Origin of the sequence: Streptomyces sp. WMMC1477 (assembly GCF_027460245.1) — a bacterium.
GTDB lineage: Bacteria > Actinomycetota > Actinomycetes > Streptomycetales > Streptomycetaceae > Streptomyces.
In genome coordinates, this window is sequence record NZ_JAPZBD010000003.1 from 3,690,394 (window position 1) to 3,713,183 (window position 22,790).

Annotated in this window: 13 protein-coding genes; 3 read left to right on the forward strand and 10 right to left on the reverse strand. The window is 69.3% G+C overall.

Annotated elements, in window-relative coordinates:
* Positions 1 to 29: 29 nt before the first annotated feature.
* From O7609_RS16575 to O7609_RS16585, 3 genes are all read right to left on the reverse strand, one after another.
* The gene (locus O7609_RS16575) at positions 30 to 842 is read right to left on the reverse strand and encodes a hypothetical protein (RefSeq protein WP_269736191.1); all 813 of its coding nucleotides are present in this window, start codon (positions 840 to 842) and stop codon (positions 30 to 32) included.
* 88 nt (positions 843 to 930) lie between these two features.
* Positions 931 to 4,080: a DNRLRE domain-containing protein gene (locus O7609_RS16580; protein WP_269736190.1), complete on the reverse strand. Its 3,150-nt coding sequence runs from the start codon at positions 4,078 to 4,080 to the stop codon at positions 931 to 933.
* Between the two features lie 53 nt (positions 4,081 to 4,133).
* Complete coding sequence (locus O7609_RS16585; protein ID WP_269743800.1) at positions 4,134 to 7,061, reverse strand: DNRLRE domain-containing protein; 2,928 nt, start codon at positions 7,059 to 7,061, stop codon at positions 4,134 to 4,136.
* An 818-nt stretch (positions 7,062 to 7,879) separates the two neighbouring features.
* On the opposite strand from O7609_RS16585, the gene O7609_RS16590 reads away from it, so the two are divergent.
* Positions 7,880 to 14,851 carry a polymorphic toxin-type HINT domain-containing protein gene (locus O7609_RS16590; protein WP_269743801.1) on the forward strand — a complete coding sequence of 2,324 codons (6,972 nt, stop codon included), beginning with the start codon at positions 7,880 to 7,882 and terminating at the stop codon, positions 14,849 to 14,851.
* Between the two features lie 22 nt (positions 14,852 to 14,873).
* The gene (locus O7609_RS16595; RefSeq protein WP_269743802.1) at positions 14,874 to 15,314 is read left to right on the forward strand and encodes a hypothetical protein; all 441 of its coding nucleotides are present in this window, start codon (positions 14,874 to 14,876) and stop codon (positions 15,312 to 15,314) included.
* Between the two features lie 79 nt (positions 15,315 to 15,393).
* On the opposite strand, the gene O7609_RS16600 is transcribed toward O7609_RS16595, so the two are convergent.
* From O7609_RS16600 to O7609_RS16630, 7 genes are all read right to left on the reverse strand, one after another.
* Positions 15,394 to 16,704, reverse strand: a complete 1,311-nt coding sequence (locus tag O7609_RS16600) for a tyrosine-type recombinase/integrase (RefSeq protein ID WP_269743803.1) — start codon at positions 16,702 to 16,704, stop codon at positions 15,394 to 15,396.
* The gene (locus O7609_RS16605) at positions 16,704 to 16,928 is read right to left on the reverse strand and encodes a helix-turn-helix domain-containing protein (protein WP_269743804.1); all 225 of its coding nucleotides are present in this window, start codon (positions 16,926 to 16,928) and stop codon (positions 16,704 to 16,706) included. Before O7609_RS16605 ends, O7609_RS16600 begins: the two co-directional genes overlap by 1 nt.
* On the reverse strand, positions 16,928 to 18,358 hold the full coding sequence (locus O7609_RS16610; RefSeq protein ID WP_269743805.1) for a replication initiator: 1,431 nt from the start codon (positions 18,356 to 18,358) through the stop codon (positions 16,928 to 16,930). Before O7609_RS16610 ends, O7609_RS16605 begins: the two co-directional genes overlap by 1 nt.
* 153 nt (positions 18,359 to 18,511) lie before the next feature.
* Positions 18,512 to 19,264, reverse strand: coding sequence for a DUF2637 domain-containing protein (locus O7609_RS16615; protein ID WP_269743806.1), 753 nt, complete (start codon positions 19,262 to 19,264; stop codon positions 18,512 to 18,514).
* A 36-nt stretch (positions 19,265 to 19,300) separates the two neighbouring features.
* On the reverse strand, positions 19,301 to 20,692 hold the full coding sequence (locus O7609_RS16620) for a cell division protein FtsK (protein WP_269743807.1): 1,392 nt from the start codon (positions 20,690 to 20,692) through the stop codon (positions 19,301 to 19,303).
* A gap of 1 nt (position 20,693) precedes the next feature.
* Positions 20,694 to 20,882 (reverse strand): hypothetical protein, encoded by a 189-nt coding sequence (locus O7609_RS16625; RefSeq protein ID WP_269743808.1) that lies wholly within the window; start codon positions 20,880 to 20,882, stop codon positions 20,694 to 20,696.
* The gene (locus O7609_RS16630) at positions 20,879 to 21,232 is read right to left on the reverse strand and encodes an SCO3933 family regulatory protein (RefSeq protein ID WP_269743809.1); all 354 of its coding nucleotides are present in this window, start codon (positions 21,230 to 21,232) and stop codon (positions 20,879 to 20,881) included. Before O7609_RS16630 ends, O7609_RS16625 begins: the two co-directional genes overlap by 4 nt.
* Before the next feature lie 165 nt (positions 21,233 to 21,397).
* Between O7609_RS16630 and O7609_RS16635 the strand changes: the two genes are divergently transcribed.
* Complete coding sequence (locus O7609_RS16635) at positions 21,398 to 22,288, forward strand: GntR family transcriptional regulator (protein ID WP_269743810.1); 891 nt, start codon at positions 21,398 to 21,400, stop codon at positions 22,286 to 22,288.
* The last annotated feature ends 502 nt before the right edge of the window (positions 22,289 to 22,790 follow it).

The window sequence follows — 22,790 nt, forward strand, 5'->3', positions numbered from 1 at the left end:
ACGCCTTCTTCGCGTGTGGGGTCGGGTGGTCACAGCCGTGGCAGAGCCCGCTCGGCGAGCGCGGCCACCGGATCGTGCACGGCCTCGGGGACCAGCGGCTGAAGGGTGTGCCCCAGCCCCTCCAGCAACCGGACGCGCACGGTGAGCGGATGCCGGCCCACCACCCGGCGCGCCGACCACTCCCCGTACGTCTCCGGGCCCAGCACGGCGGGCGGCAGCGATCCGGGCCGCCGCGCCCGCTCGTCCGTCAGATAGCCGACGAGGTCAAGCCCGCCGTAGACGAGGTCGACGGAGCCCACCTCGGCGTCGAGGAACGACTCCTCCGCCAGCACGATGCCCACCAGCACGACCCGGTCCGCGCGGCGCAGCCGCCCCGACTCCAGCAGCCGCAGCACCGCCATCCCCCCGAGCGAGAACCCGACCAGCCCGAGCGGCCCGGCCACCAGATGCCGGTGCGCCGCCACCAATTGCTCCAGCCGGTCGGCGCGGGCCTCCTCGTCGGTCCCGTTCACCGGAAGCCCCGGCTCCCGCCGCGGCATGTCGCACTCCAGGACCTGCGCCCCCGCGGCCACCAACCGGCGCGTCAGCCGGGCCAGCAGCCGGGCGTCGGTCCCTTCCTCGTCCAGGCCGGCCACGCTGCCGGGGCCCGCGAGGACGACGGCGGCCCGCGACGGCCCCGCCGGGTGCGACCGGCGCACCCGGTACTCGGCGCCGTCCGGCCCCCGCCGCCACACCGTCCGCCGGTGCACCCGCCCCCGGCCGCCGCCGTCACCCGCGTCCGGGCCCATGCCCGGCAGCGGCACCACGCCGCCGCCGTCGACCTGTAAGGGAACCCTCCGCATGGCCTGCCTCCCCGCGTAGCCGTCACCGGCCACGAGGCACGCTAGCCCCCACCCCTAGCGCCCCACTGGAGCTTGGGCCCACGCGCCCTCAGCCGATGGCCACCGGACGCGTCCAGTCGGTGCCCTCGCCGGCGTCGCTGATCACCTGCTTCGGCGCCCCGTGCGTCGTCGCGCCACCGGGGTAGCGGTAGACGTTGCCGCTCTTGAACATCACCCAGATGTCCGGCACGTCGTCACCGTTGGCGTCGGGCGTGCCGACGAGGAGCGGGACGTTGGCCGGCTCCCAGCCCGAGTCGCCGTAGAGGATGTCGCTCCCGGTGCGTGAGCTGGCCGCCGTGCCCAGGGAGAGCATGTCCGTGCCCTTGCCGTCCTCGTCGGACTTGCCCTCGCGCATCCACAGGTTGCCGCCGTGGGTGCGGAAGATCAGGTCGGCAGTGCCGTCGCCGGTCAGATCTCCGACGAGGACGAGGTCCCGGGTGTCCCACGCCCCCGTCGTCAGCCGGTGGGCGGTCGCGAAGCTTCCACCGCTGTAGCCGCCGAAGGCCCACAGCTCCGCGCCCACGTTGGCGAACAGGTCCGGGTGGCCGTCCGCGTCGACGTCGCCTACCGAGAGGATCTGCGTCAGTGCGCTGGGTGCGGGGGCGTTCTCCGGAAGCAGCACCTCCTGGCGGCGGCTGACGTCGAAGCCGCTGTAGCCGTCGCCCGGGTAGACGTACAGGCCGCCGTCGACGCGGGCCACCAGGTCCTGGATGCCGTCCCCGGGCAGCCAGTCGCCGTTGTGGGTGATGAGCGCCCCGTCCCAGTAGCCGTCCGGCGTCGGTTCCGTCACCCCGCCCTCCGTGGTGTACGAGGCGTCCATCCCGGCGTGCAGGTCACCGCCGGACGTGCCGGGGAAGGCCTTGAGCCGACCGGTGGAGGTGACGGTGAGCAGGTCCGGATACCCGTCACCGGTGACGTCGCCGGGGGTGTCGAGACCCGCTCGCGGGGTCACGGTGAAGCGGTAGGCGGTCTGTGCGGAGACGTTCCCCACGGAGTCCACCGCCCTGACGTACAGCACGTTCGGTCCGGCCAGCGGGGCCGTGAACGGGATGGTCACGCTCTGCCCGGGGGAGGCGGGCGTGGCCTTCGAGGCGAACCCGGTCCAGTTGAGGCTGTACTCGTACCGGACGACGTCGCTGCTGCCCCCGGACCCGAAGGTGAACGCGCCGGGCGTGCCGAACGGCACGTTCGACCACGTCGCCTCGGTCCCGTCGTCGGCCGGGAAGTCGGACGAGGTCACCGAGGGGGACTGGGGCGCGGTGTGGTCCACGACGAACCTGCACGGCTGGCTGCCGTCGGGAGCGTAGGCCGATCCCGCGTTCTCGGTGTCGCGGGACCGCACGTCCCAGGAGTAGGTCGTGCCGTTGGTGAGATTCTCCCAGGGCAGGACGACGCTGGCGTAGCCGTTGCTGTCGACGTTCACGTAGGTGTTGACGAGGATGCTGCCGTAGTCACCGTCGGGCCACACCCGGAACTGGAGGTCCTTCAAGTTGCCGTCTGGATCGGAACCCTTGGCCCGGAACGTCAGGTCGGACTTGCCCACCGAGGAGTAGGGGCTGGTCAGGTCGCAGTCCGGGCCCGGCGTCATCGTCTGGGCTGTGGGCTGGTCGGGCCTGCGGTTGTAGGTGATCTCGATGTAGGGGGAATTCTCACCGTTCGCCCGGACCTTCTTCCACGCGTACGTGTCACTCTCGTTGTACGCGCGAAGCCCCAGGGCGATGACGTTCCAGCCCCCGTCGGCGGCGTCCTGCGCGGCGGACTTCACGTCCATGCCGACCCAACGGTCTGGACAGGAGCTGGGGTCGTAGCCGTAGCCGTTGGTCAGCGAGGACAGACGCCGGCTCCACGAGGGCTGGTTGTCCCAGGTGTGGCTGCTCGTGACCTTGGACGTCAGCCAGACGTCGTACCGCCGGGCCGAGCAACCCCAGGAGTAGGTCTGGAGGAGGCGCAGGGTCGCGGACTGGACGGTCGCGCCCTTCAGCAGCGACCCGTCGTGCTCGAAGTTGAACACCGAGCGGGAGAGGCCGCCGGTGGTGTTCTCGTATCCCACCCGGGCGTGGTTGGTGCCGTCATTGAAGTTCTGGCCGTTCCAGAAACTGGAGGAGCGGTACTTCGCGTAGAGCAGGGTCCAGCTCTGCTTGTGTCCTTTGAACGAGGGGTCGACGAAGACGGGGTAGACGGTGTCCTCGGCGTTCAGCAGGGCGGCGTCAGGAGTGACGGAGAGAACGTCGTCGTCGCCGAGCCGGGCTTCGAGACGCGCGTCGTGGGTGCCGGGCTGCGGTCCGGCCAGCCCCGGCAGACCGAGGGCGCTGGCGGCCCCCGCCTCGGAGGCCGCCTCGCCGCCGGTGGTGCGCATGCCCGCCGAGTCCCACGCGAAGGGCGTGGGTGAGGCGGCCATCTCCTCGCCGTCCTCCGTGAGCGCCTGGACGGTGCCGGTCGTCTCGTCGATGCGGAAGTCGAGGCTGGGAGAGGCGAGCCGGTAGCGCAGCTCCTCCAGCAGCGGGTCCTCGGCGGCTTCCGGCGTGTGCACGATGAGCACGTGCGAGTAGCCGCTGTCACGGGCGGTCAGAAGCAGGTCGATGTCCGGCCGGACGTTCTCGTACAGGGCGCGCGGGCCGTTGACCACGGGCTCGGGAAGGGGGCCGGGCCAGCTGACGGCGAGCTCGTGGCCCCCCGTCGTCATGGTGACCAGAGGCGTCCAGACGGCGTCGGCCGTGTCGGATGCGACTTCCTCCGTGCCGAGCTGCGTCCGGTGGCCGCCCGAGGTGCCCGCGCTGAACAGCAGGGGATCGTTGACCGCCTTGGGAGCGTAGCCGCCCTTCACCTTCTCCAGGTCGGTGTCGATCTTCTCCCAGCCGTCAGCCGTCCGGGCGCGGACGGTGTCGCTGTAGGTGCGCGTGCGCAGGAGCCCGTCGGGCTGGGCCCAGGTAGTGGACGACGCGGTGCGCTCCGCCTCCACCTCGACGTCCTTGCCGGTCTTCCGGGCCTGCTCCATCGCCTCGGCCGCCTCCAGCGGACCCGGTTCGCCCTGGGCCTGGCTGTCCTGGGGGCGCGGTCGCCTGTTCTCGCTCTCTTCGCTGTGTACGGCGAAGGGCACGGCGGCGGTGGTGGCGAGCAGGATGCACAGCACGGTGAGCTTGGATCGCCTGCGCCGGAGCAGCCGTCCCGGCGCCTTCTCGGTCTGCTCAGCTGTGTCCACGGACACCTTTCCTTCCTGGCTTTCCTACGGTCGTGTGCTTCGCGTTCGCCGGGTCAGCCGAGGGCGGGGATGTACTGCCAGCCGCTGATCCCGACCTCGTAGCGTGTGCCGTGTGTCTGCGGGCCGCCCGGATAGAGGAACAGGACCCCCGTGTACGCCGTTGCCCAGAAGTCCGGGATGCCGTCCCCCGTGACGTCCGGTGTGCCACGCAGGACGGGCAGGTGTTCGGGCAGCCAGGCGGAGGTGTCGTACACCTCGTCCTGACCGGTCCCGGATGCCGCCGCGGAGCCGAGCGAAGCGAGGTCCACGCCGCCGCCCGCGTCCGCCCTGCCGTGCCGGAGCTGCAGGCCCGCGCCCGAGATGCCGGTGCGGAACAGCAGGTCGGTGGCGTTGTCGCCGGTCAGATCGTCGACGATGACGAGGTCACGGGTCGCCCACGCGGTGTCCGTCTCCAACAGACGGGCCTCGGTGAACGCGCCGCCGGTGTAGCCGCTGAAGGCCCACAGTTCGTCACCGGCGATGGCGAGGGCGTCCGGATGACCGTCTCCCGTGATGTCGTCCGTCGTGACGACCTCGGTGAGTTCGGCCGAGTCGGGTGCGCCGTCCGGAAGCAGTACGGGTAGGCGCTGGCTGACGTCGAAGCTGCCGTAGCCGTCTCCGGGGTAGAGGTACAGCTTGCCGTCGGGCATGCGGGCGAGGAGGTCGGTGATGCCGTCGCCGGGGAACCAGTCGCCGGTGTGGCTGATCAGGGCTGGCTCGTCGGTCGCGTCCGCCCAGTAGCCGTCCGGGAGAGCCTGCCCTGCGTCGTGCGCCCCGGTGCCGTGGATGTGCGGATCGCCGCGGTCGTCAGCGGGATAGGTGCGGAGATTGCCGTCGTCGTCGATCGCGACGAGGTCGGGGTGTCCGTCACCGTTCAGGTCACCGGGGGCGTCGAGGCCGGAAGGCGGGGTCACGTGGAACCGGTAGCGCGTACGGGCGGACCGGTTGCCCGAGGAGTCGACCGCTCTCACGTACAGGTGATTCGGCCCCGCGTAGGAGGGCTTGAGGGAGACCGTGGCCGTACCGTCCTCTTCGGCTGCCACGGGCTGGTCGTAGGACCCCTCGTTCAGGCTGTACTCGTACGCGGCGACGTCTTCGGCCGCGCTGGTGACGCTGAAGGTGAAGTCGCCCGGGTTGCCGAACGGGATGGTGGACCAGGTCGATCCGTCCTCGCCCGGGGGCGGGAAGGCCGCGGAGGTCACCGACGGGGACGGCGGCCGCACGTGATCGACCACGAAGGCGCAGTAGGGCTTGGGGAAGGGCGAGAAGCGCGATGCCCGGCCCTCCTCGTCCACGGCTCGCACGGCCCACGTGTACTCGACGTCGTGGTCGAACGTCTCCCAGGGCAGGGTGACGCTCGCGTAGCCGTTGCTGTCGGTGGCGCGCTCACCGTCGTACAGCAGGTTCTCGAAGTTCCCGGTCGGCCAGATCCGGAAGTGCAGCGTGCTGAGGTCGCCGTCCGGGTCGGAGCCACGGGCGCGGAACGTGAGGTCCGACTTGCCGACGGAGCCGTACGGGCTCTCCCGGTCGCAGCCCGGGCCCGGGGACATGGTCAGTCCGGTGGGGTCGTCGGGCCTGTGGTTGTAGGTGATGTCGATGTAGGGCGAGTTTTCCCCGTTGGCGCGGAACTTCTTCCAGGCGTTCGTGTCCGACTCGTTCGTGGCCCTGAGCCCGAGGGTGATGGTCGACCATCCGCCGGCGGCGGCGTCCCGGGCCAGTGAGGTGATGTCATGGGCGACCCACTTGTCCGGGCAGGAACTGTCGTAGCCGTGACCGTTGGTGTTCTCCGAGATCACGCGCTTCCACGTCGGCTGGTTGCTCCAGGTACTGGTGCTGCTGATCTTTCCGGTCTGCCAGACCCGGTACTCGCGGGCAGCGCACCCCCATGAATAGGTCTGCAGGGCCCGGAGGTAGGCGCTTTGGACCTCGGCGCCGTTCAGCGTGCTGTCGTGCTCGAAGGTGAAGACGGACCGGGAGAGCCCACCGGTGTCTTCCTCATAGCCGACGCGGGCTTCGTTGGTGCCGTCGTTGTAGTTCTGGCCGTTCCAGAAGCTGGAGTCCGCGTACTTGGCGTAGAGCAGGGTCCAGTTCGTCTTGTGCCCCTTGAAGGAGGGGTCGATGAAGACGGGGTAGACGGTGTCCTCGCCGGTCAGCAGTCCGGCGTCCGGGGTGATGGTGAGGGCGCCGTCGGTGAGAGCGGTCTTGAGGCGTGCGTCGTGCGTGCCCGGCTGAGGCCCGGCGAGTCCGGCAAGGTTCAGAGTGTCGTTGTTCTCTTGGGGCGCGGTCGGTGTCTCGCCCATGGTGGTGGCCGGCTTGCCGGCGGAATCCCAGGCGAACTGAGTGGGGGAGGCGGCCATCTCCTCACCCTCGGGTGTGAGTGCCTGAACAGTGCCGGAGGCCTGGTCCAGGTGGAAGTCGAGGGTGGGGGAGTCGAGCCGGTAGCGCAGCTGCTTCAGGAGCGGGTCCTGGGCGGCCTTGTTGTCATGGATGATGAGGAGGTGTGAGTAGCCGCTGTCACGGGCGGTGAGGAGAAGGTCGATACCGGGGCGGATGTCCTCGTAGAGGGCCCGCGGGCCGCTCACGAGCGGCTCGGGCAGTGGCCCCGGCCACTGCACGGTCATCTCGTGGTCGCCGACGGCCATGGTGACGAGCGGGGTCCAGCCGCCGGAGTCCTCACCGGTCCTACGGCCCTGGGCCCGATGTCCGCCCGTGCTCCCTGCGCTGAAGAGGAGTGGGTCGTTGACGGCCTTGGGCGCGTAGCCGCCCTTGGCCTTTTCCAGGTCGGTGTCGATCTTCTGCCAGCCGTCGTCGGTGCGGGCGCGGATGGTGTCGCTGTGGATGCGGGTGCGGAAGTGCCCGTCCGGCTGGGCCCACGTGGTGGATTCGGCGGTGCGCTCCGCCTTGACCTCGACGTCCTTGCCCGTCTCTCTGGCCCGTTTCATCGCCCCGGGTGCGTCCAGGGGCGGCTCGGCCCGTGTCTGACCGTCTCGTGCCTGCGGGGCCGCCTCGTCCTCATCACCAGACCCGAGTATGAGCAGCGGTACGGCCAATGCCGTGGCGAGGAGAGCCGCCAGGCCACCGGCACTTCGGCGGGACATGAAGGGGAGACGGCGGGAAGGTCGTGAGGAAACCGCGGCCTTCCCGGCCGCATCTGATGCTTCCTCGGAGCCTTCCACGGCGGTCATGCGTTGCTTCCCCCACTGAGATCCGGATTCGCGCGCGGGACCGTGTCCGCGCGCAGTTAATGCGAGCAGAGCATGACCCATCTCCACGGTTTCGTCACCTGTCGGTTCCGTGCGGTGGGGAAGTTCCCGGCCGAAGGAGTGCAGTGAGAAATCCGGGGATGCATCCGGCATGAACGCCGGACCGGCAGTGTCAAATCCGGCACAGTGGTGCAAACAGGCCGCCACGCATGGTCGTCATGTCGACATTTCTACACTCCTGGCAGGCTGCGTGGCCTTATATCTGAGAAGTTGTCATATTGAACATGACATCAAGAAGCGCTGTAAATTTGCTGCTTCGTGAATACCCGCACGAAATGGTCCGGTGAGGCATGTCACATAACCCCGGGAACGGTGGACTCATGCTCATGAAATGCGCATAGTTCTCGCGGTTCTGTGTCACTTCTGTGTGGGTCGCGCTCGCTGTCCTGCGCGGCAATTCCCTGGGGGTCTCCACTGTGTCTACGCACGCCACGCGGAATTGGTTCCGGCGTTCCGGGTGGCGAGGACGGCGGGGACTGACCGGTGGCGGCAGCCGCGTGCGGCGGGGCCTCGGGGTCTCGCTGTCGGCGCTGATGGTGGTGACGCTGCTGCCCGCTCAGGCGGCCCTGGCGATCCCCCCGGGTGACGACCGCAACGGCCCGGACCTGACTGACCTCCAGCAGGAGGCCGTCGCTCCGCTGGACGAGGTCAAGGCCGCCGAACTCGCCGAGTGGGCCGGGGACCTGACGCCCCCGGTCGAGTACGAGCCGACCGATGTCGCCGTTCCCCCGGGCGGCACCGCGGACGTGCCGTTGGACGCGGCGGGCGAGGAGCTGGTGCAGGCCGGTGACCTGCCCGTCAGCCTCGGCAAGGCGAGCCCGACCGAGACCAACCCGACGCCCCCGGAGCCGTCGGGCACCTGGGGCGTGGAGGTCGAGCCGCGCACGACGGTGGAGGGCGTCGGCGTGGACGGCGCGCTCATCACCGTGACGCCGCCCTCGACGGAGGCCACCCCCGTCGACGTCGAGCTGGACTACTCCGCCTTCGAGGACCTGTACGGCACCGAGTGGGCCTCGCGGCTGAAGCTGGAGCAGCTCCCCGAGTGCTTTCTGACGACGCCGGAGCTGCCGGAGTGCACGGTGCCGGTCGAGGTGCCCTCGCAGAACGACGCCGGCTCGGACACGGTGCGGGCGACGGTCGACCCGGCGATGGCGCAGGCCTCGGGGCTGACGACGCAGTCCGGCGGCGGCCCCATGGTGCTGGCGGCGACGGACTCCGCGTCCGGCGCGGGCGGCACGTACAAGGCCACCGACCTGTCCCCGACGGGCTCGTGGACGGCCGGCGGCTCGGGCGGCGGTTTCTCCTGGTCGTACCCGCTGAACCTCCCGGCGGCCCCGGCCGGTCCGGGGCCGAGCGTCGGCTTCCACTACTCCTCGCAGGCGGTGGACGGCAAGACGTCGGTGGCCAACGGCCAGGCGTCCTGGGTCGGTGACGGCTGGAACTACCACCCCGGCTTCGTCGAGCGCCGCTACCGCTCCTGCTCCGAGGACCGCGACGGCACGCCCAACAACGACAACGCGACGGACAAGAAGAAGTCGGACCTGTGCTGGGCAGGCGACCACGTCGTCATGTCCCTGGGCGGCGCGACGACGGAACTCGTCCTCGACGACGGCGTGTGGACGCCCGCCTCCGACAGCGGCGCCAAGGTCGAGTTGAAGAAGGACATCGCCCTCGCTAACGGGGACGACGACGGCGAGTACTGGGTCGTGACGACCCGCGACGGCACCCGGCACTGGTTCGGCAAGCACGCCGTCGGTGGCGGCCGCCCCGACACCAACTCCGTCTTCACCGCGCCCGTCTTCGGCAACCACGCGGGCGAGCCCTGCCACGCCACCGCCTTCAAGGACTCCTCCTGCACGCAGGCGTGGCGCTGGAACCTGGACTACGTCGAGGACGTCCACGGCAACGCCATGGTCATCGACTGGGCCAGGGAGACCAACCACTACGCCAAGAACGGCAAGTTCAAGGAGCACGTCTCCTACGTCCGCGGCGGCTACCCGAAGAAGATCGAGTACGGCCTGCGCGCCGCCGACCTCGACGGCCCCCCGGCCGCCCGCGTGAGCTTCTCCGTCGCGGAGCGCTGCATCAAGGAAGGCACGGTCGACTGCTCGGACGCCGACTTCGACTCCACCAACTACGCGGACAAGCAGCCCTGGTGGGACACCCCGTCCACCCTGCACTGCAAGGCCGACGCCGAGAACTGCTACGTCTCCTCGCCCACCTTCTGGACCCGCAAGCGGCTCTCCGCCGTCACGACGTACGCCCAGCGCACCCCCGGCTCGACGGCCCTGTCCAAGGTCGACGTCTGGGCGCTGGAGCACTCCTTCCCCCGGCAGCGCACCGACACCCACCCGCCGCTGTGGCTGGAGTCCATCACCCGCACCGGCTACGGCCCGGACGGCGACAGCACGATGCTGCCCCCGGTGACGTTCCTGCCGAACGTCGTCGACATGCCCAACCGCGTCGCCCGCTCGTCCACCGACCCCACCCCCGACTTCGACCGCCTCCGCGTCGAGACGATCCGCACCGAGACCGGCGGCGAGATCCAGGTCACCTACTCCGCGCCCTGCGCCATCGGCGCCTCACCCGACCCGCTGACCAACGGCTCCCGCTGCTTCCCCGTGCACTGGTCCCCGGACCCGGAGCTGGAGACGCCGAAGATCGAGTGGTTCAACAAGTACGTCGTCACCAAGGTCGTGCAGAAGGACCGCGTCGCCCGCCAGCCCGACGTCGTCACCACCTACACCTACGAGGGCGACGCCGCCTGGGCCAAGGACAGCGACGTCTTCTCCAAGCCCGAGCTGCGCACGTACAACCAGTGGCGCGGCTACGGCTCCGTCGTCGTCAAGCAGGGCCTGACGCAGAACACCGGCGACCACGACGCCACCGTTCAGACCCAGACCCGCACCCGCTACTTCCGCGGCATGTCCGAGGACGCGGGACGGGCCACCGTCACGATCAAGGACTCCACCGGCGTCACGATCGCCGAGGACCTGCTGCCCTACCAGGGCATGGCCGCCGAGACCCTCACCTACGACCAGGCCGGCGGCACCGTCGAGGCCCGCACGGTGAGCTGGCCCTGGTCGAAGCTGACGGCCTCCCGCACCCGCGGCGACGGCCTCCCGCCACAGGAGGCGTACCGCACCGGCGTCGAGCGCACCGACAGCATCCGCAAGGTCAGCGACGGCGAGCGCACGGTCCGCACCGTCAACACCTTCGACGCCGTCTACGACCTCCCCGAGACGTCCTACGCCTACACCCTCACGCCCGACGGCAGCGGCGGCCACACCACGGGCAACCAGGTGTGCACCACCAACACCTACGTCCACAACACGAGCAAGCACCTCATCGGGCTCACGTCCCGGCAGCGCGTCACCACCGGCGACTGCGCCCAGGCCGCCACGGCCACCGGCGACGACGTCGTCTCCGACACCCGCACCTCCTACGACGCCCTCGACGCCTTCGGCCAGACCCCCACCCGGGGCCTGCCCTTCCAGGTCGACACCGTCGACGCCGCGGGCACCGGCTGGATCACCTCCGCGCGCACCACGTTCGACGCCCTCGGCCGCGCCCTCTCCGTCACCGACGCCGAGGACAACGTCACCCGGACGAGCTTCTCGCCCGCCACCGGCCCCGCGTTCTCCACGACGACGACCAACCCCCTCGGCCACACCACGACCACCACCGTCGACCCCGGCCGCGGCACCCCGCTCACGACCACCGACACCAACGCGCGCACGACGACTCTGGCCTACGACAACCTCGGCCGCAGCACGGCCGTGTGGACCCCGTCGCAGGACCCCGCCACCGACAAGGCCGCGCAGACCTTCGCGTACCAGATCGACGAGGACGCCCCGCCCGCCATCACCTCCCGCACCCTGCGCGACAACGGCACCTACGCGGACTCCGTCACCCTCCTCGACGGCCTCCTCCGCCCCCGCCAGACCCAGACCGAGGCCCTCGGCGGCGGCCGGATCATCACCGACACCCGTCACAACACGCTCGGCTCCGTCGCCGCCACCGACAACGGCTACCTCGCCACGGGCGAGCCGAAGGCCGAACTCTTCGTCCCCGAGAGCGTCTTCGTCGTCCCGCACTCCTCGGAGACCGCCTACGACGGCATGGGCCGCCCGGTCAAGACCACCGTCCTGCACGCCGGCGAGGTCGACCACACCTCCGTGACCTCCTACGGCGGCGACTGGACCCTCGCCCGCTCCGGCATGGCCGCCGACGGCACCACCCCGCGGCGGGGCAGCCGCGCCGTCAGGACCTGGACCGACGCCCTCGGCCGCACCACCCTCGTCCAGCACGCGACGGCGACCGACCTGTCCACCTGGAACGACACCCGCTACACCTACGACGCCCGCGGCAACCACACCAAGGTGACCGACGCCGAGGGCAACGAGTGGACCTACGAGTACGACGCCCGGGGCCGCCTCACCCGCACCACCGACCCCGACATGGGTGCCGGAAGCTTCACCTACGACGCCCTCGACCGCCAGGTCACCTCCACCAACTCCCGCGGCCAGACCCAGCACACGACGTACGACGTCCTCGGCCGCAAGACCGAACTCCGCGAGGACTCCGCCACCGGCACCCTCCTCGCGTCCTGGACCTACGACAGCCTCTACCAGGCCAAGGGCCTCCCCGTCGCCTCCACCCGCTACACCGACGGCGACGCCTACACCACCGAGGTCACCGGGTACGACGTCGAGTACCGGCCCACCGGCACCCGCGTCACCATCCCCATGACCCCGGACACCACCGGCCTCTCCGGCGTCTACGAGTACGGCCAGACCTACACCCCGACCGGCCAGCCCCAGACCACCACCCTCCCGGCCACCCCCGGCGGCCTGCCCGCCGAGAAGGTGATCACCCGCTACAACGGCGAGGGCATGCCGATCACCACGTCCGGCCACGACTGGTACACCGCCGACGCCACCTACAGCCCCTTCGGCGAGGTCCTGCGCACCGTCTCCGGCGAAGCCCCCCACCGCGTCTGGTCGACCGCCGAGTACGACGTCCACACCCGGCGCCTCGACCGCACCATCACCGACCGCGAGAAGGCGGGCCCCCACCGGCTCACGGACACCGGCTACACCTACGACGTCACCGGCAACGTCACCTCCGTCACCGACGCGACGACCGAAATGCTGCCCGACCGGCAGTGCTTCAGCTACGACAACCTCGGCCAGCTCCGCCACGCCTGGACGGCCCTGACCGCCTCCTGCCCGCGCAACGGCACCGCCGTCGACGCCGCCCCCGACCCGGCCGACCTGACCCTCGGCCCGGACTCCGACGGCTACTGGCACACCTTCACCTACGACGCCATCGGCAACCGCACCACCTTCACCGACCACGACCTCACCGACAGCGCCTACACCGACAGCCACACCTACACCTACGACTCCGCCCAGCCCCACACCCTCACCCAGGTCAACTCCACCGAGAAGTCCCCGACGGGCACGGTGGAATCCCTCCAGACCTACGCCTACGACGCGGCCGGCAACACCACGGAGCGCCAGATAGGAGGTGACACACAAAAGCTCACGTGGAACAGCCAGAACAAGGTCACCGGCGTCGACACCACGGGCGACGGCACGAACGACGTCACCTACATCTACGACGCCGACGGCAACCGCCTGATCGAGAACACCTCAACCGGCGCGACCCTCTTCCTCGGCGACGCCCAGATCACCGTCGACACCTTCGGCCAGGCCACCGAGGCCCGCCGCTACTACAGCCACCCCGGCGCGCCCACCACCGTCCGCTCCACCGGAGGCAGCGCCAACCGGGACGAGCACGAGCTCACCGTCCTGCTGGCCGACCACCACAACACGGCCACCACCGCCGTCACCCTCGACGCCACCATGGCCGTCCAGCGCCGCAAGTTCGACCCCTTCGGCAATCCCCGAGGTACCGAGCCCACCGCCTGGCCCGGCCGCGACTCCTTCCTCGGCACCGGCATCGACGACCCCGCCACCGGCCTCACCCACATCGGCGCCCGCGAGTACGACCCCACCCTGGGCCGCTTCATCTCCGTCGACCCGCTCATCGACATCACCGACCCGATGCAGATGAACGGCTACGCCTACGCCAACAACAACCCGGTCACGTACAGCGACCCGTCGGGCCTGATGCTCGCCTGCGGCCCCCAGTTCGGCATGGGATGCGGCTCCGGCGTCGCCACGCGAGGAGACGGCAGCCTCTCCAGCGGAGGAAACCCCACAGGCGGCGGCGTAATCAGCGGCGGAACTTCCCTCACCACTCATAGCGTCGCGCAGAAGGGCGACGTCGCTGCGAAGCCTGAGTCCATATCTATTGCAGGGCGCAAAATTCCCACCTTTGAGGAACTAAAGGGGACTTTGCTTTATCGCGAAAATATGGACTATCAATGGCACGTGGAGATGTGGGCTCGCTCGCAATGCTTTGGTGAAAGTGATGAGTTCTGTAGAACTGTTCACGCGTTGGGATGGTTCGGCAATTCTCCTGACGTTGATATCCTCGAAGAAATTGGCGTACGTGATCATTACGACTGTGTCGCAGCCGGAGATGGTGGGGCTTGTAAATCCGCCCTGCTCGATATTGGAGTCTCCTATGCGACAAAGGGTGGCTCCAAGGCATTGGGAGCCCTGTTCAAGGGACTAGTAAACGGGTTCAAGCGAGGCAAGTCGTTTCCGGTGGAGTGCCTCGTCGGCCGGCACAGTTTCGTCGAGGGCACTTCAGTGCTGCTCGCCAACGGCGAGTCTAAGCCAATCGAGGAAATAGAAATTGGCGACAAGGTACTTGCAGCAGACCCCCAAACGGGTGAGACGACCAGCAAGACTGTAACTTCGGAGATCTTCACCAAGAACGACAAGCGGTTCGTCGATCTCAGCATCCGGACTGCCGATGGCGTTCGAGTGATCGAGGCCACCGGTCACCATCCGTTCTGGTCGGAGTCTGAGCGGCAATGGATTGATGCCGTTGAGCTGAACCCGGGCATGACGCTCACTATGGATACTGGCGAGGCAGTGCCCCTCGTTGCGACCCGTACGTATAACGCTGATCAAGATACGTACGACCTGACGGTCGAAGGTCTCCACACGTACTATGTACTCGCTGGTCAGACGCCGGTCCTGGTGCATAACAGCGGAGGGTGCCTTCCTGCTCTCCGAGACTGGAGCAGTCAGCGGTTCCAGTTCGGGAATCAGTCCTTCTTGCTCGATAAGAAGGGAATGGAGCACATCCTCACTCGTCATCACCCGAAGTATTGGGATGGTTCGGTGAAGAAAACACAGTCCTTCTTCGATTCGGGCATGAGCGTTGATGACGTCCAAGGTGCTATCGGTCAAGTAATGCGGCAAAATCGCGATACGTTGGTTCAGCGAGGCAGTCAAGGCATGTATCAGATCCGCGGGAATGTCAACGGCGTCGATTACGTACTCGGCATGAATAGGGGTCGAGTGGGTCAGTTCTATCCGCAATAACCATCATCGAAGGACCTGAGACGTGGTTGAGATTGAGACGTTCCTGAAGGTCGCGGATGGCGGGTTCGTGCAGGTGGAAGCCTGCCGTACCCCACCGCCTGACCTTGACTACATCGAAGGTGCCATTCGGCTGTCTGTTGATGGATTGGAAATCATCGGCACTGACGAGTGGGACTACGTTGACCAGCTCTGGTGTTATATCGCCGAGATGGTGACGAAAATGCAGTCGTCGGGATATGCGGAGACGTATTTCCCGGATCAGCCGATCAAGCTCTCTTTTCGGGCCGCAGGGTCTCGCGTCTTGGTGGCCGCCAAGATTGGCGAAGAAACGAAGACGGTAAATGCTTCATCCGCGGATTTCCTGGAAGCTGTCAAGGCAGCTGGGATGATCTTCTTCAGGAAGATGTCCGAGCTTGTCCCGGCTAATTCGTACGCCGAGGCGCAGCAGGAGCTGTCAGTTTGAACAAGCCAGAGGCCCCGCCGGAAGTTTTTGAATCCGGCGGGGCCTCTGGGGCTCTTGACGGCAGTAGTTGACGGCAACGTCAGCGGACGGGCGCCGCGCAGAGCGGTGGTTCGTCGCCGTCGTCGGGCTTGCCGGTGATCTCGCTGGGGTTGCGGAGGGCGTAGCCAAGGAGGTCGATGGCGTCGCGTTGGAGGCGGAGCCTGACGTGGGCGTAGACGGTGGCGGTGACGCCGATGTGGGCGTGCCCCAACAGCTCCTTGATCACGACGAGTTCGACGCCCTGTTCCAGGAGGAGGGTGGCGGTCGAGTGGCGGAGGTCATGGAAGCGGATGCGGCGGAGCCTTGCCTGGTGGAGCAGGGTGTTGAAGTGCCGGGTGAGGGTGGACCCTTCGATCGGAGCGCCGTCGGTGCGGGTGAAGACGTAGCCGCTGTCCTTCCATCCCGTCCCTGCTGCGTCGCGTTCCTGGAGTTGTCGGTCACGGTGCTGTTCGAGAGAGCGTAGGCACGGTGTCGGTAGGGCGATGCGTCGTTCGGAGCTCTGGGTCTTGGTCGGGAGGGCGGTCAGGCCGCCGGAGTTGGTGCGTTGGAGGGTGCGTCGGATGCTGGCGGTTCCGCCGGCCAAGTCGAGGTCCTCCCAGCGCAGGCCGAGGAGTTCGCCCTTGCGGAGCCCGGTGTGCAGAGCGAGTTCGAACAGCGGCTGCAACCGGTGACCGTTGGTGGCGACCAGGAACGTGCGGGCTTCGTCGGCGGTGAGGGGTTCGAAGCGGCGGGGTCGGGGTGTGCCAGTGCGGACGTTGCGGGCAACGTTGCGCGGGATCTCCTCCTCGCGCACCGCATGCTCCAGGGCGGACTTGAGGACGGAGTGTACGTAGGCGAGGGTCAGCGGCGAGAGCCGTCTGGAGCAGCACTTTCCGGCAGCGCAGCAGCGGGGTTGGTCGCGGGTCGCGTCGAGGCCGCGTGTGCAGCACTGGCAGGTGGTGCGGAGCTGGTTGAGCCAAGTGCGGACGTCCTTGGCGGTGAGCTTGGCGAGCTTCTTCCGTCCGAGGCCGGGGATCACGTAGAGCTGGGCGACGGCGGTGTAGCGGGTGTGAGTGTTCTCGCGGAGCTGGTGGACGGCGACGTTCTCCAGCCAGTACGTCAGGTATGCGGCCAGGCTGCCCTGCGCGGAGGGCGCGGGGACGCCGCGGTTGCTGGCGGCGATCTTCTCGGTGAGTTTGGCCAGCGCTTCCTTGCGGGTGGTGCCGTAGACGCGGATGCGCTTGCGGGTGTTGCCGGGGGCGAGCACGTATCCGGCGGCTTCCCAGCGGCTGTCCTTGCGCTGGTAGACGGTTCCGTCGCCGTTGGCGCGGACGCGGCGCGAGGGGGCGGGGGTGTCGCGGGGTGTGGTCATCAGGCGGCATCCTGTTCGAGGCGGGTGCGGATGAAGTCGGTCAGCGCGTGGGTGGGGATGCGGCGGGCTCGGCCGAGGGTGATCGAGGCGAGCTGTCCGGTGCGGAGCAGGTCGTAGACGGCGGAGCGACCGAGCTGGAGGCGGGCCATGACCTGGGGGACCGTGAGCAGATCCAGTGCCGGTGCCGCCTCGGCGTGACGGACAGCGGATGGGGGCGAGGTCATCAGCAGCCCCCTTCGGCCGTGAACTGCCGTTCCAGTTCACTGCGGTGCCAGACGTGGGCGGCGAGGAGGGCTGCGCCGGGGCTGTAGCCCGAGCCGAGGTAGTCCCACTGGCCGACGACGAGCGTGGTGGCCGGGTCGTGCTTGGGCAGGCCGGCATGGGCGTGGGACTGTTCGTTGCGCCAGGTGCGGCGGGCGGCGCGCAGCGCGCTCAGGGTGGTGGAGTAGCTGCGGGACTTGGTGGAGAAGTGGCCGCGGAAGCCGAGCATGTGCGCCCACTTCCAGAGCTTGAGGTCGGCGAACTCCGGCAGGCGACCCAGTTCCCAGCAGGTGCGGATCATCTGGCGGACGTGGCGGGCGACGGCGAGGCGGGGCACTGGCCGGGTCTGTCCGGTGCCGTCGCAGGTGGTGCAGGGGAGCGGGGCTCCGTGGGGCAGGAGGGTGGCGCCGCGTCCCTGGCAGGGGCGGCAGTGCAGGGCGCGGTCGAGGGTGCCGGAGGCGTCGGCGGACTTGGTGGCGTACTTCGCGACGTAGGCGGCTACGGCCTGGTCGCTGAGTTCGGCGTCGGTGCCGAAGGCGGCGATCTCGCGCACGTCGAGCTGCTGGCCCCAGCCGAGTTCGCGTTCCCCGACCGCGTCGGAGTCGACGGAGATGCGGGCGCGCGGTGCGGCGGCGCGGATGGCGTCAGAGAGCACGGCGACAGTGGCGTGGGCGGGTGGGGGCTGGGTGTTGCCGTCGGGGCCGTCGAGTCGGATCACGGCGTGGAAGTGGACCAGTCCGCGCTTCTGGTACTCGGCGACCTTGGCGAAGGAGACCCGCAGGACGGCGCGGGCGGCCTTCTGGGTGAGGCCGAGCCGGACGGCGAGTTCGCGGCGCAGGTAGGTGGTGAAGCGGGCCCACAGGGCTCCGGCGTGGGCGTTGAAGAGGACCGCGCCCGCGTAGTCGTACGTCGCCGGGTTGAGAGGCGTGCCCAGCAGGGGGTCTGTGGGTTCGTGGCGGGTGCCGCAGCGGCAGCGCCGGGTGTCGGGGCAGTTGTGGACGGGGCCGAAGGAGGGGGCGGTGAGGGTGGCGAAGACGCGGGGGTGGGTGCGGACGGTGTCGGGCACGGTCTTGCCGCCGGTCAGGCCGGCGCGGATGAGGTGGTAGGTGTCGGCGGCGTAGAGGCGGGAGCAGGCCGGGCAGCGGGAGGAGCGGCGGTTGCCGCACGCGGTGAGCAGACTGCCCGTGGGCTCGGCGGAGGACGTGTAGGCGCGCAGTACCTCACCGGTCGTGGTGTCGACGGTGGTGGTGTGGCCGGTCAGGCGGACGGGTTCGGTGCAGCCGCCGAGGCGTTCGATCTGCTGCTGTACGCGATCGAAGTCGGGGTGGTTGACCAGGTGGAGCAGGTCCCGCACGGCGGGGCTTGCCACGTGGCGCAGGTCCAGGGTGACCATTCGGGGCGTGTCCCTTCTGTCGGGGTGGATGGCCCCGAGCAGCAACCAGCCAGGCAGGGAGGCGTGTTGGCGTTGCTCAGGGCATGGCGAACCAGGCCCATGAGCGGGCGTGGATTCAGGAAGGTGTGATGCGGCCGGCGAGGGCGCGGGGGGTCAGAGCTGCGCGAGCGCGGCGGTGGCCACCGGCAGGGCGATGCCCATGCGCGTTCCCAGGCGGGCGGCCGTGATCGGTGTTCCGTGCTCGGCGCGGTGGGCGTCGGCGATGTGCCGGGCCGCGTCCAGCAGGGCGGCCGGTAGGGCCGGGCCGGAGGCAGGACGGGGCGTCTTGGCGACGGTGACCGGCGGAACGGCGGCCGGAGTCGGAGCGGGCTCCAGTTCCTCGGCCGGAGAGACGACAACGGCCGGGACGGACGTCGGAGGTGCCGATTCAGGGGCGGGTGCTTCGTCGGGCACCGGCTCGGCGGCAAGCGTGGCGGCAGTGGCCTCCAGGTGCGGAGTGGGGCGGGCATAGGTGTGGAACTGGGTGAGGAGGGCGGGGCCGACGTGGCCCCAGCCGAGGAGCAGGAGCGGGGCGACGGTGTCCAGGCAGGCCCGTCCGTAACGTCCGGTCAGCAGCGGTTCGGCGGTGTTCAGCGCGAGAGTGAGCAGCCCGCACAGGTGCAGCAGCCGCGTACCGGCCCGCAACTCCGCCTTGGGCACCCCGCGCAGGGCCAGGAACCGCAGGGCGACCAGGAGCCCGACGACGGACAGGTCCACCATGGGGGCGATCAGCGGCGCGATCGGACGGGGCACGCCGAGCCGCAGGGCGAGCGCCCAGACGTTACCGAAGGAGAAGACGAAGGCCAGGGCCGTGATGACCGCCATGACCACGGTCACGGTGCGTCGGGTGAACCGTTCCTCCGCCATGTTCTCAACCTCCCTTCTGGTGTGGGCGTTTCGGGGTCACTTGGTGAGTGAGGGTGCGAGCCTTGCCGTCCGGCCGGTCGAGTGCAGGAGGGCGTCCAGGCACAGGTCCGGGTCGGCGGTCAGGTGCGAAGTGGCGTCCGCGACGCGGGCTGCGTCGGTGTCGGAGACGTAGGGGGTGCGGATGCGGGTGTAGCCGGGGCGGCCCTGCATCGCCATCACCGCAACGCCGACGTAGGCGGGGTCCTGCAAGGTCACCGGGCTGGCATCGGGCCAGTTACGGATGTCCTCACCCAGCGCGGCCACCGCTGCCTCCACCGTCTTCTGCGCGAAGGACAGCCCAATGGGGCACACGTCTCGGATGAACGTGGGGATGGCGTCGCCGGTGGTCTTCTGGCTGATCAGCATCACCAGGATGCCGACGCTGCGCCCCTTCTTGACCAGGTCCTCCACCAGCCGGGCGTTCTCCGCCGTCAACGCGGCCAAACGTTTCGTCTCGGCGTCGCTGCCCTTGTACTCACGGAAATACGTGTGCGCCTCATCGATGATCAGGACCGTGAGCGGCCACTCCGGAGAGGGGCCGACGTGCCACATGTTCTTCACGCCCAGCACGTCCCGGATGGTCGCCGAGCGCCGCTTGCGCAGCTCCACCAGACGCTTGAACAGCGCGTTCGCCTCGTCCAGGTCATCCCCGCAGAACGCGAACATCCGCTTGACCAGGTCGGCGTAGTCCCCCTCCGAGGCCCGTGACACCTTTCCGTCCGCGCCCGCGATCTGCACGGCCGGGGACGGTGCGAAGTCGCAGACGAACTTGTTGACCCCCGAGGTCTTGCCCGCACCCGGGACGCCGGCCACCGTCACTCCGGGCACGTTGGCCAGGGACACGCACACCCGGGAGGCGTACTCGTCCACGCCCAGCTCCCAGCGCGTCAGGTCCGCGAGCAGGCGGCCGGTGGGCCGATGGCGGGTGGGCATGGTGAGCGGGTCGGAGCGCACGCCCCGGATCACGACCTTGCCGGGGCCGTCGGGCAGCACGGATACCCGCGTGCACCGCCAGGCATCGGCCAGGAACCGCGCCGACTTCTGGTACTCCTCCAGCCCGACCTGCGGCAGCGTCCGAGCCTGCACGATCACGCCGTACTGGTCGGGCTTGACCTTGATCTTCGGCGTCAGGACCCGGGGAGCGGGCGGGGGACTGTCCTTCTGGGCGGTGATCTGCGTGAGCAGGCTCGGGGTCTTGTCGGTGACCGTCAGCCCCGCCATCCGCGCGAGGCGTACCCAGCCCCAGCGGACCCGGACGGCCTGCCGCATGCTGACCCGCGTGCCCTTGTCGGCCCGCACGTAGCGCACCACCGTCCACACCAGCCACACACCGATGAGCGCCGTAGTGATCGGCAGCGCGTACGAGGCGTATCCCGTGATGGCTTCCATGTCAGGCCCCCTCTTCGCGTATCAGGCGGAACACGTCGCCCAGGTCGAGGCGGGTCGCCTGTTCCGGGGCCAGGCCGAGGACATCGAGCACGGCAGCCGAGACGGCGAAGGTGGCCTTGCCTTCCGTACCAGTCAGGGGCCGCAGCAAGGTCAACCCCCGCTCCGACGAGTGGTGTTCGAAGCGGGTCACTGGTTCGCCTCCACCGTCACCAGTTCCAGGCGGGAAGCCCGGTAGGCGACGCCGTCGGAGAGCTGACCGTTGAAGAGCCGCGCCCACGGGGTCGCGAACAGCTCCACCGGCCGCACCATCGCCCCCGGCTTCAGCCCGGCCGCCAGGCCAGTCTCCGGGACGGTGATCTTCAGGACTTCGGCGCGGCCGTCCTCCATGAGCATCACGGTCACCGTGTACAGCGACGCGCCGGTCTCCCGGTCGGTGGCGACCTCCCCGGTCTGCTGGTCCTTGATCTTCAATGCCGGGTCGGTGCCCGCGATGCACACCGCCGACGGCAGCAGGGCAACACGGATTCGAGTCATGGCCATGCCATCACACCCCTTGTTCGGTGGAGCCGCTTGATCGACTCGCCATGACCATAGCGCTACGCCCGCTACACGCGCAACGGTCGATTCGTATCGCTACGCCGATACGTCTGGAACGCCGAGGACGCCCGGGTGTGCCGCGAGCGCCGACGCCGCTACCCTCATGCCATGAAGCTGCCCCTGGGAGAGGACCCCCGGCCGCCGTACGTCCAGGCCGCCGACGTCCTGCGCGCCGCCATCCACGACGGCGAGCTACGTCCAGGCGAGCGCCTCCCCGCCGCGCGCGAGCTGCAACGACGCTTCGGCATCGCCAGCTCCACCGTCCAAAACGCTCTGCGGCTCCTCAAGCGCGATGGGCTGATCTACTCCGTCCTCGGCAGGGGCAGCTACGTCCGCACGCAGGAGATGCCGGCCGAAGGGGAGCCGGAGGCCGCAGCGGAAAACGACGGGACGGATCCCGGCGAGTCCGATCCCGCGTACACCGGACTCGGTGATCTCCAGCGCGGATGGCAGACCGCCACCAGCCCCGCTGACGATCCCCGCCCCCCGTACGTACGGACCGCAGACACACTCCGCAAGCAGATCCAGGACGGCCAGCTCGCACCAGGGGCCAAGCTGCCGTCCGCCCGCGAACTGCAAGAACAGTTCAGCATCGCCAACTCCACCGCACAGAACGCCCTGCGGGTCCTCAAGGAGGAGGGGCTGATCTACTCCGTGCAGGGTCGAGGCGTCTTCGTTCGTGAGCTCAGCCCGCGCGATCAGTTCCTTAAGCGCTACAACGAGGGGCTGGAGGAGATGGCGGCGCAGCGCCGGGCCGACGAGGAAGCGGTGCGGCTCAGCGGCAAGAGCGACGACGAGGTAGCCGCCGAACTCGCCGCCGCCGAGGAACGGTTCACCAAGGCCAGCGCCGAGTTCGAAGCCGCCACCACCCATCGCGACGCCATGCGCGCCGTCATGGAGCAACGCAAGCGCCTCAGCGGCAACTACACGCCCGAGGAGCAAGCGGCCAGCGCCCAACGCTTGCGCGACCGACTGGCCGAACGCGGCTTCCAGATCTGAAGCGCTCCAAGCGAAGCAGCACCGAACAGCTCCCAGGGTCGGGCATGCCAGCAGATGAGTGAGCTGTTCAGAGTTTCTTTACTTGATCAAGGCGGCCCGCTGACGCGGCCCGCGCGCGCTCCGGCCCTGCGGGGCCGCCGCCCGCTCCTGTCTCCGCCCCGCTTGCCGTCGGCCCCGCCGGTCCGGGCGCGCAACAGCCCAGACAGCGAACGACCTGGGGCGCTGCCCCAGACCCCGGCCCTCACTCCGAGGGGGCAGGGGGCCGAATGTGGGGTGCGGCTTCGTCGTGGTGAGTGGTCGCGGGTCGCGGGTGGGGTCCCTCGTCGCCCGATCACCGGAGGCGTACCAGGAACCCCCGGGGGCCGCCAAGGCCGAGCGCACGCGTCACGATGTGAGCCTTGGCGGCCCCCGGAGAACCCTGGCACGGCGAAGCTGCCCGACCGACGAGGGACCCCACCCGCTCAGGCGGCGGTTCTGCCGGAGCCCGGCCCCGTGCGGGGGT